This window comes from Streptomyces sp. NPDC006296, from assembly GCF_040613235.1.
Taxonomy (GTDB): Bacteria; Actinomycetota; Actinomycetes; order Streptomycetales; family Streptomycetaceae; genus Streptomyces.
Genome location: NZ_JBEXRT010000002.1, coordinates 268476 through 277793 on the forward strand (window position 1 = coordinate 268476; position 9318 = coordinate 277793).

The following is a 9318-nucleotide window of genomic DNA, read 5'->3' on the forward strand; positions in this document are numbered from 1 at the left end:
AACGCCGGGACCGGTCCCCCCGGAGAGCGGCGGGAGAGTGATCCGAGAGCGGGCAGCACGACGGCGGGCCGGTGGCGCCCCGCCGTGGGGGAGCGCCACCGGCCCGCCGGGCCGTGCGAGCCGGTCAGCCGCGCGGAGTGAACGAGACCACGTCGCCCGCGTGCTCCCCGCCGGAGAGCTGCCCGAAGCGGTCGGTGCGGATGTAGACGCGGTGCAGCCACCGGTCCGCCCCGTCCCAGCGCGGGGTGAAGGGCGTACGCGCGTGCGTCGTACGGAAGTTGTCGACGATCAGCACGTCACCGGGGACCAGGTGCACGGCCTCGGTGACCTCGTCCAGCGCCTTGGACAGCGACTCCACGGCCTCGACGTCCCGGGGGTCCTCGGGGGCCAGCAGCTCGCGGTCGTAGCCGAGCAGCGGGTCGGCGGCGTCACCGTACAGCGGCTTCACCTCGGCGATCGCGCCCGGGTCCTCCACACCGCCGCGGAAGGCGACGTCGACGCAGCAGGGCACCTTGCGGTCGAAGAGGTGGCTCCGGAAGCCCTCCGGGACCAGCGGCAGGGCCTTGCGTATCGAGCCGACCAGGGTCGCGGCCCTGCGCTCGTGGTCGGCACGCGAGCAGGCGAGCATCACGTAGTTGGGCTGGAGCTGGTGGTACGCCATCTCCGTGTGGAACTCCAGCAGGGTCTCGGAGGTCTCCGAGGACAGGTGGTGCGCGCCGGGCGAGGGGTACACGTCGTGGTACACGGTGCCGCTGCGCAGCTCCTGGTAGCCGGTGTGCAGACCGAGCCGGCGGCCCACGATGCCGAGCATCGCCTCCATGGTGAGCAGGGGGCGCTCCACCGGCGCCGGTGTGCTCTCCGGGGTGCGGGGGAGCGCGTCCTCCTGCTCCACGGGCAGGCCCCGCAGCAGCAGGTAACCGTCCTCGTTGCCCGAGTGGTTGAAGGAGTCCAGCGCTTCGGCGAGGGCGGCCGGCAGATCCCCGGACGCCGCCTTCGCCGCCTCCAGGAAGGCCGGGAGGTCCTCACGCGGCACCGCCGGCAGGCGCGCGGCGAGTTCCAGGAGTTCGTCGCGGTAAGAGGAGCAGTCGATGACGGTCACGCGTCGTTCCTTCCTTTGATGTGAGCACGGGCGTACTGGTAGAGCAGTTCGGCACCGATCTCGGTCGCCAGGACGGAGGTGATCCCCGCGTGGTCGTAGAGGGGCGAGACCTCCATGACGTCGAAGCCGACCGGGCGCAGCTCGCCCACGCAGCGCAGCAGGGCCAGGACCTCGCGGGAGGAGAGCCCGCCGGGCGCGGGGGTACCGGTCCCCGGGGCGAACGCCGGATCGGCCACGTCGACGTCGACCGACACGTAGACCGGGCGGTCGCCGATGAGTTCCTGGATGAGGGCGTGGGTCCCGGCGACACCGGTCTCCACGAACTCGTCCGTCGTGACGACCCGCACCCCCTTGCCCCGGGCGTAGTCCAGCGAGTCCGGCCGGGGGTTGTGGCCCCGGATGCCGATCTGGACGGTGCGGGCGGGGTCGATGATCCCCTCGTCGATGCCGTGCCGGAAGGGGGTCCCGTGGTGGAACTCCCCGCCGTAGAAGGCCGGGTTGGTGTCGGAGTGCGCGTCCAGGTGCACCACGGCGACCGGGCCGTGCTGCTCGGCCACGGCACGCAGCGCGGCCAGGGTGAGCGAGTGGTCGCCGCCGAGCATCAGGAAGGCGGCGTTGTCCTCCAGGAGGCCGCGCAGATGACGGTGCGCCGTCTCCATGGCGATGTGCATGTTGAACGGGGTGAGGTCGATGTCCCCGCCGTCCACGCAGTCGATGAGCTCGAAGGTGCCGGGCCCCCGGTCGATGCCGACCCCGTGGATCAGACCGGATTCGTTGCGGATGGCCCGCGGGCCGAACCGGGCTCCCGGCCGGTAGCTGGTGCCGCCGTCGTACGGGGCACCGATGACGACCACGTCGCGCCCGCTGGGGTTCGGGTCGTGCGGCAGGCGCATGAAGGTGGGGATCTGCGCGTAACGGGGCGAGATCGCGGTGTCGACGCGTTCCACGCGTCATCCTTCCTGTCGGACGGGCCGGGGCCGGCCGGTGCGGTGTCTGGGGCGGTTCACTCGGTCTCCTTCAGCCGCGCGGCCACCTGCTGCACCGCGTCGTCCGTGCTCACCTCGGCGGGCGGCAGTCCTCCGACGACCACCCGGTCGAAGATCTCGCGCACGACCAGTGACTTGGCCCGGTGGATGTCGGCCTCCGGCACCCCGGCGTCCATCAGCAGGAGGCTGAAGGACGACGTCGTCCCCGAGCCCTCGTGCACGCCGAGCTTCGGCCGGTGGACCGTCTCCTGCGGGAGGAGGGGGCTCATCGCCTCGCGCAGCACCCACTTGTCCCGGCCGTAGCGGCGCTTGAGCCCGGCCTCCAGCGGCACCAGCAGGTCCAGCACCTCGCGGTCCCAGTACGGGTGGGTCGACCAGTGGCCGCCGATGCCCGAGAGCACCGGGGTCATCTCGTTGAGCCCGTCGAACGTGGCCATGTCGAACGCCACGGCCGTGTCCAGCTGGGGCAGCCGGTCCTCGCGGTGCATCCCGGCCAGCGGGATGTCGGCCCCGTAGCCGGTGAGTATCCGGCGGGGCGGGCCGTCGAGCGCCCGGTACAGGGCGGTGAGCGGCAGCAGGTACTCGATGATGTCCGGGTCGACCGACTCGGACGCCCAGACCGCGTACGGGAGCTGGCCGAGGAGGTCCGCGGTGGGCACGGTGATCTCCCGGTGGGCGGAGCCCAGATGGGTCGCGACCACGCGGGCCTCGGCGAACTCGTCCGCGGTGTCGGTGCCCATGGACAGCGTGTCCAGGGCACCGTCCGTGTGCGCGGCGGCGAGCGCGGCGACGCCTGAGGAATCGATTCCTCCGGAGAGCACCACCAGCGGTGCGGCGCCGTCGGTGCGGGCCTTCACGGCCCGCTCCAGCGTCCGGCGCACGGCGTCCGTCGCGTCGGCCTCGGACAGGACGCGCCGCGACAGCGCGGGCGCCCAGGTCCGGGACGGCACGGCGGTGCCGGTGCGCACGTCGAGGTCCAGGACCGTGCCGGCGGGCACCTGGTGGACCCCCGGCACCCGACGGACCCGGCGCGCGTCGGCGACGGGCCGCCCGGCCGGGGAGGTGCCGGCCGTCGCCGGGACGAGGGCCTTGATCTCGGTGGCGGCGAGGACGCGGCCCGGCGCCGGAAGGGTGTAGAGCGGGACGGAACCCGCGTGGTCGGTGGCCAGCAGCACCCGCTCGCCGAGCGCTGCGGCCGCCGCGAACCGGCCGTTGAGCAGCCGGAACGCGTGCAGGTCGTAGACGCCCAGGAGCGCCAGCACGAGCTGGGCGTCCGTGCCGACGTCGCTACCGGAGGGGAGGAGGGTGAGCAGCTCCTCCCTGTTGTAGAGCTCACCGGCCAGGACGAGGGCCGTGTCGCCCGAGCGGGCCACGGCGTCCCCGGGCGCACCCGAGTGCACGAGGACGGCGTCGAGGGTCTGGGTGCGGAGGGCCTCCGTCACGGGTTCGTGGGCGCCCATGGTCGCGAAGACGGGCCCCGGGGCCCGGTCCCCGCCCTTTCGGGCGGAGACCAGGAACCCCGTGGCCGCGGGGAGTGTGTGTGCCATGATCAGATGCTCAGGGCACCGAAGCCGCCGGAGGTGAAGTCGTAGTTCACCGGGACCTCGATCAGGAACGGGCGGCCGAGACCCGCTCCCTTGCGCAGAGCGGCCAGCAGGTCCTCACGCGTGCCCGCCTTCACGGCCTCCACGCCGTTGGCGCGGGCGAGCTCGGTGAAGTCCACCCCGGTGAACTTGACGGCCGGGTCGTGGGAGCGCTGGTGACCCAGGTTCTGGTAGAGCTCGATCAGCCCGTTGGTGTCGTTGTTGACGACGACCGTCACGATGGGCAGGTTGAGCCGCGCGATCGTCTCCAGGTCGGCGCTGTTGGAGTGGAAGCCGCCGTCGCCCGCGATGAGGAAGGTGGGCTGGCCGGGCCGCGCCATCTGCGCGCCGATGGCCGCGGGGATGCCGTAGCCGAAGCTGGAGCAGCCGGCCGAGGTCAGGAAGCCGAAGGGCTGGTCGGCCCGGGCGAAGAGCACCCCGTAGTGCCGGAAGAACCCGATGTCGGAGACGATCGTGCCCTCACCCGCGGCGGCGATCTCCTCCATCACCGTGTTCATCGAGTCCATCACCTGGTGGACCCGCATGCCGTCGTCGTACTCGGTGGGGTCGGCCAGGAACTCGGCGACCCGCGCGCGGAGCGGCGCGATGTCGTGCGGCGTCTTGCGGGCGACCTCGGCGGTGGCGGTGTCCAGGTGCTCGACGAAGGCCAGCACGTCGGTGACCACGTCGACGTCCGGACGGTAGACCCGGGGGACCGGGTTCACCGTCGGGGAGACGCGGACCGTCTTCTTCTCGCCGCCGCGGTCCCACATGGACGGGCGCAGGTCCTCGGCGTAGTCGTACCCGAGGGTCACGATGACGTCGGCGGGACCGAAGAGGGTCTCCAGCGCGGGGAAGGACAGGATGCCGTCCATGTACCCGGTGACCGCACCGTAGTTGAGGTGGTGGCCGTGCGGCAGGACGCCCTTGGCGATGTACGTGGTGATGACGGGGACGTCCAGGCGCTCGGCGAGGGCCCGGATCGCGGGGACGGCGCCGGACCTGATGGCCGCCGCACCGACGACGAACACCGGGTGCTCCGCACCGGCGACCAGGGCCGCGGCCTCGTCGGCCGCGGTCTGCCAGCCGGCGTGGACGGCACCGACCGGCTTGGCCGGGGTGTGCGCCGCGGGGTGGGTGACCGTGGAGTCGATGTCGGCACCGAGCAGGTCCACGGGGACCGAGATGAAGCTGGGCCCGACCGGCTCGGTCATCGCGGCGGCGACGGCGGAGTCCACCAGGTCGGTGATCTCGTCGGGACGCTGGAGCTCGACGGCGTACTTCGTCATGGGGCGCATGACGGACACGGAGTCGAGGCACTGGTGCGTGTCGTTCGGGAAGATGTCGTGCGACTCGGACTGGGCGGCCAGCGCGATGACGGGCGAGCGGTCCAGGATCGAGGTCGCCACACCGGTGGCGAGGTTCGTCATGCCGGGACCGAGCGTCGCCCAGCAGGCCTGCGGTCGGCCGGTGATGCGCGCCAGGACGTCGGCCGCGACTCCGGCGGTGAACTCGTGCCGGGTGAGGACGAAGTCGATCCCCGGTGCCTCGTCGAAGAGGATGGAGGCGGCTTCGCGCCCTACGACACCGAACACGGTCTCCACGCCATGCTCGTGGAGACGCTTGAGCAGAGCGTGCGCGGCCGTGGGGTTGCCACTGGGCTTGGTCGAAACACGGGACATACGGCGTCGTCTCCAGGGATGTCGACGGGAAGCGGAATGCCGTCACCGTGCCGGTGCGCTCTCTCCACCGCCTCTCCAGCGCCTATCCGACCGCGCTGGAGTGCGCTTCGGCGCAGGCGGAGACCGGTTCGTGCCCTGCGCGGGCGGTACCTGTGATAAATGAATAGGCATACGATGGGTCGTATAAACCAGCGCAGAGGGAAGAAGGCGATCATGACCGGTACGACAGACCGGGATCCCGCGGGGTTCGTGGTGCACACCGCTGCGGCGGGACTCTCGGACGACGGACGGGACGACTTCACGGTGCTGGCCTCGACCGTTCCCACGCAGGTCAGCGGGGTGTTCACGAAGTCGCGCTTCTCCGGTCCGAGCGTGGTGCTCAGCCGGGCGGCGGTGGCCGACGGGCAGGCGCGCGGGGTCGTGGTCCTCGCCCGGAACGCCAACGTCGCCACCGGTGCGGAGGGCGAGAGCAATGCCCGTGAGGTGCGGGACGCCGTGGCGGCCGTCACCGGGGTCCCCGAGGACGAGCTGCTCATCGCCTCCACCGGTGTGATCGGCCTCCAGTACCCCATGGAGCGGATCCGCGCCCACCTCAAGACGCTCACGTGGCCTTTCCCGGACGGCGGCTTCGACCGTGCGGCGCGGGCCATCATGACCACCGACACCCGGCCCAAGGAGGTCAGGGTGCGCTGCGGCGAGGCGACGCTCGTCGGCATCGCCAAGGGGGTCGGGATGCTGGAGCCCGACATGGCGACGCTGCTGACCTTCTTCGCCACCGACGCCCAGCTGCCCCGCGACGAGCAGGACCGCATCTTCCGCAGGGTCATGGACCGCACCTTCAACGCCGTGTCCATCGACACCGACACGTCGACCAGCGACACGGCCGTCCTGTTCGCCAACGGGCTGGCCGGAGCGGTGGACCCGGCGGAGTTCGAGGAAGCCCTGCACGAGGTCGCGCTCGCCCTGGTGAAGGACATCGCGTCCGACGGCGAGGGCGCCGCCAAGCTGATCGAGGTGCGGGTCACCGGCGCCCGGGACACCGCCCAGGCCAAGCGCGTCGGCAAGACCGTGGTCAACTCCCCGCTGGTCAAGACCGCGGTGCACGGCAGCGACCCCAACTGGGGCCGGGTGACCATGGCGATCGGCAAGTGCTCCGACGACACCGACATCCTCCAGGAGAACGTCACCGTCGCGTTCGGCGGCACCTCGGTCTACCCGCAGCACGCCGGCGGCCCCGGCGACGCCGAGCTGCGCAGCGCCGTCGCCGAGCACATGAGCGGCAGCGAGGTGGTGATCGGCATCGGACTGGGCATCGGGGACGGGGAGTTCACCGTCTACGGCTGCGACCTGACGGAGGGCTACGTCCGGCTGAACTCCGAATACACCACCTGAGCGTCCTCCCGGCCCGCCGCTGACTCAAATGCGCCGCTCCACCGCCACTGCTCCTTAGGGTGACGAGTGATCAGCACAACGTGAACGAGGTGGCGCATGGGTCAGTCGCGAAGGTCGGTACTCCAGGGTGCACTGGGTGCGGGGGTGGCGGGGCTGCTGGTCGGCGGCGCCGCCCCGCTGCCGGCCGCCCGCCCCCGCCGGGTGGCGAAGAGCACCGAGCTCGGTCTGCGCTGGCTGGGCGTCGCGGGCTGGGAGCTGTCCTTCGCGGGCCGCAGCGTGCTGTTCGACCCCTATCTCAGCCGTATGCCGTACGCCGGTGCGGACGGCGGCCTCGATCCGGCCCTGCCGCTGCGGCTGGACCCGGAGGCCGTGGACCATGTCGCGGAGAAGGAGCTCGCAGGGGTGCCCGAGCTGATCCTCATCAGCCACGGGCACTTCGACCATCTGGCCGACGTGCCGCAGCTGTTGTCCCGGCCGGGCTGGAGCGGCCGGCGGGTGCGCACCCTCTGCGACACCACGTCGCGGCATCTGCTCGGGGCGATGGGGACGCCGGCCCACCGCATGGCGGACGTGGTGCAGGTGACCGGCGGGGAGAACCTCCAGTTCGACGGGTACAGCGTGGAGGTGTTCCGCAGCCTGCACAGCAGGCAGGACGACTACACCTCCTTCGCACCCGGGACGCGGGGCGCCGTCCCGGCCCGGCCCCGCACCCTCGGCGACCTGGTCGAGGGTCAGACGCTGGCCTTCATGGTGTCCGTCGAGGGAGGTCCGTCGGTCCTGCTGACCGGCACCAGCAACGTCGCGGAGCGCGAACTCGCGGGCGCGCGGCCCGACGTGGCGGTGATCGGGATGAGCGGGCACGCCGCCGTCCACGGCTACCCCGACCGGCTGCTGGCCGCGCTGGGTTCGCCCTCCCTGCTGCTGCCCTGCCACCACGACGACATGGTGACCCCGCTCGGCGCCACCGGGATCGCCGGCACGGCGTCCTCCGATGCCGCGACCGCGCTGGAACGGGCGGCGGAGCGTCAGGGAGGCAGCGGCGGGACGCGGGTGCTGGCCCCCCGTCATCTGCAACTCCTGGACGTCACCGGGATGGTGACGGTCTGAGCGGCCACCGCCCTTACCAGGAGGGATCCGGGAAACGGGCCGCAACCGGGCACCGGGGGTGTCCGGGTCGGGCGCGGCGTCGTATTCCGGCGCGTCCGGGGGCGCCGTACGGCCTCTCGACACACGTGTTTTCGCCATCACTGGAGTAGACCACTGGCGACGCGGAGCCAGGTCCGGATCGATGCGCTGGGTAATCACATTCTCCCCACGTGTGACCTCCCGGCTCCACACAAAGTGCACCCGGCCCGCCACAGGCCCGCGCTCCGGGGGCTCGTGACCTGCCGCGTTCCGGAATTCGGGCTTCCGGGCGATTACTCCGTGCGATGCGTGATCATGGAACACCGGCCACCGCGCTCCTCCCGCGTTATCCGCGGATTTTCCGCACGTACGTATTTCCGGTCCCCAGCGCGACGGTTTTCAGCCGCCCCCGTCAAGGCCTCGTTGACGAGGGCAGGTTGGCTTATTAGTGTCGCGACTTGACAGGATGGAAGCTCGCTACGCGCGTAGTGGCCGCAGTCAAGATCACGGCAATAGCTTCACGGGCCGGCGTGTCACATGGCATCGCGTTGCATAAATCCAGCAGTTCATGGCGCGAACGCGAGTCATGGACAGGCAGAACGGGAGACACCCCAGTGGTCGGTGTGCAGATTCGTATATTGGGTCCGATCTCCATGATTTCCCAGAACGCGCCGGTCCCGCTCGCCGGGCAGCGGCAACTCCGGGTTCTCACCGCCCTGGCCCTCGTGTCGGGCAGGACCGTCAACACTCCCGAACTCATCACCCAGCTCTGGGGCGAGAATCCACCCCGAACCGCCCCTGGGCAGCTGCAGACGAGCGTCTGGATGATCCGCCGGTCACTGGCCTCCGTCGGTGCACCGCAGGAAACCGTCCTGTCGACGGCGTCCGGTTACCAGCTGGACCCCGCCCACTGCGAGATCGACAGCGATATCTTCCGGCGCAATGTCGCGACGGCAAAAAAGCTGATGCGTGCGGACCTCCTGGAGGAGGCGCTCGACCTGCTCAAGGAGGCACTCGCCCTCTGGCGCGGCCCCGCCCTGGCCACGATATCGAGCAGTGCGCTGCAGACACGTGCCGCCCGGCTGGAGGAGGAGCGCGTCGCCGCACTGCAGCAGCGCATATGCCTGGAGATAATTCTGGGTCAGTACGAGGAGGCCATCGTGGAACTCACGGACCTCATCGTTCTGCACCCGCTCAGGGAAGAGCTGTACGCCCATTTGATGCAGGCGCTCTATCTCTCCGGTAGACAGGCGGACGCCCTCGCCGTATTCCGAAGAGCGCGCAACACCCTGACCGACGAACTCGGTATCTATCCCGGCCCCCGGCTCACCACGCTGGAGCGTGCGATCCTCCGCCAGGACGCCGACATGCTCTCCGCCGTGCCGGGCATGGCCAGGCGCTGACGCCGGTCCCCGTACGGACGCGCTCCCCGGCACCGGTGCCGGGGAGCG

At 71.1% G+C, this 9318-nt stretch carries 7 protein-coding genes; 3 read left to right on the top strand and 4 right to left on the bottom strand.

From position 1 onward, the window contains the following. Positions 1–124 precede the first annotated feature (124 nt). Genes cs1 through ABZ172_RS02600 form a run of 4 tightly spaced genes read right to left on the bottom strand, consistent with a single transcriptional unit; the run spans position 125 to position 5350 of the window. Positions 125–1099 (bottom strand): clavaminate synthase Cs1, encoded by a 975-nt coding sequence (gene cs1, locus ABZ172_RS02585; RefSeq protein ID WP_356879362.1) that lies wholly within the window; start codon positions 1097–1099, stop codon positions 125–127. Then, a complete protein-coding gene (gene speB / locus ABZ172_RS02590; protein ID WP_356879364.1) occupies positions 1096–2046 on the bottom strand; it encodes an agmatinase in 951 nt (316 codons plus the stop codon). Before speB ends, cs1 begins: the two co-directional genes overlap by 4 nt. A 56-nt stretch (positions 2047–2102) precedes the next feature. Beyond that, entirely contained in the window at positions 2103–3635 is a 1533-nt protein-coding gene (locus ABZ172_RS02595; RefSeq protein WP_356879391.1) for an asparagine synthase-related protein, read from the bottom strand. Further along, complete coding sequence (locus tag ABZ172_RS02600; RefSeq protein WP_356879365.1) at positions 3635–5350, bottom strand: thiamine pyrophosphate-binding protein; 1716 nt, start codon at positions 5348–5350, stop codon at positions 3635–3637. Before ABZ172_RS02600 ends, ABZ172_RS02595 begins: the two co-directional genes overlap by 1 nt. Positions 5351–5563: 213 nt before the next feature. Here ABZ172_RS02600 and argJ point away from each other — a divergent pair, with 213 nt between their 5' ends. From argJ to ABZ172_RS02615, 3 genes are all read left to right on the top strand, one after another. Further along, positions 5564–6742 carry a bifunctional glutamate N-acetyltransferase/amino-acid acetyltransferase ArgJ gene (argJ, locus tag ABZ172_RS02605; protein ID WP_356879367.1) on the top strand — a complete coding sequence of 393 codons (1179 nt, stop codon included), beginning with the start codon at positions 5564–5566 and terminating at the stop codon, positions 6740–6742. Positions 6743–6838: 96 nt separating this feature from the next. Further along, complete coding sequence (locus tag ABZ172_RS02610; protein ID WP_356879369.1) at positions 6839–7849, top strand: MBL fold metallo-hydrolase; 1011 nt, start codon at positions 6839–6841, stop codon at positions 7847–7849. 671 nt (positions 7850–8520) lie between these two features. After that, positions 8521–9270 (top strand): AfsR/SARP family transcriptional regulator, encoded by a 750-nt coding sequence (locus ABZ172_RS02615; RefSeq protein WP_356879371.1) that lies wholly within the window; start codon positions 8521–8523, stop codon positions 9268–9270. Positions 9271–9318: the final 48 nt, after the last annotated feature.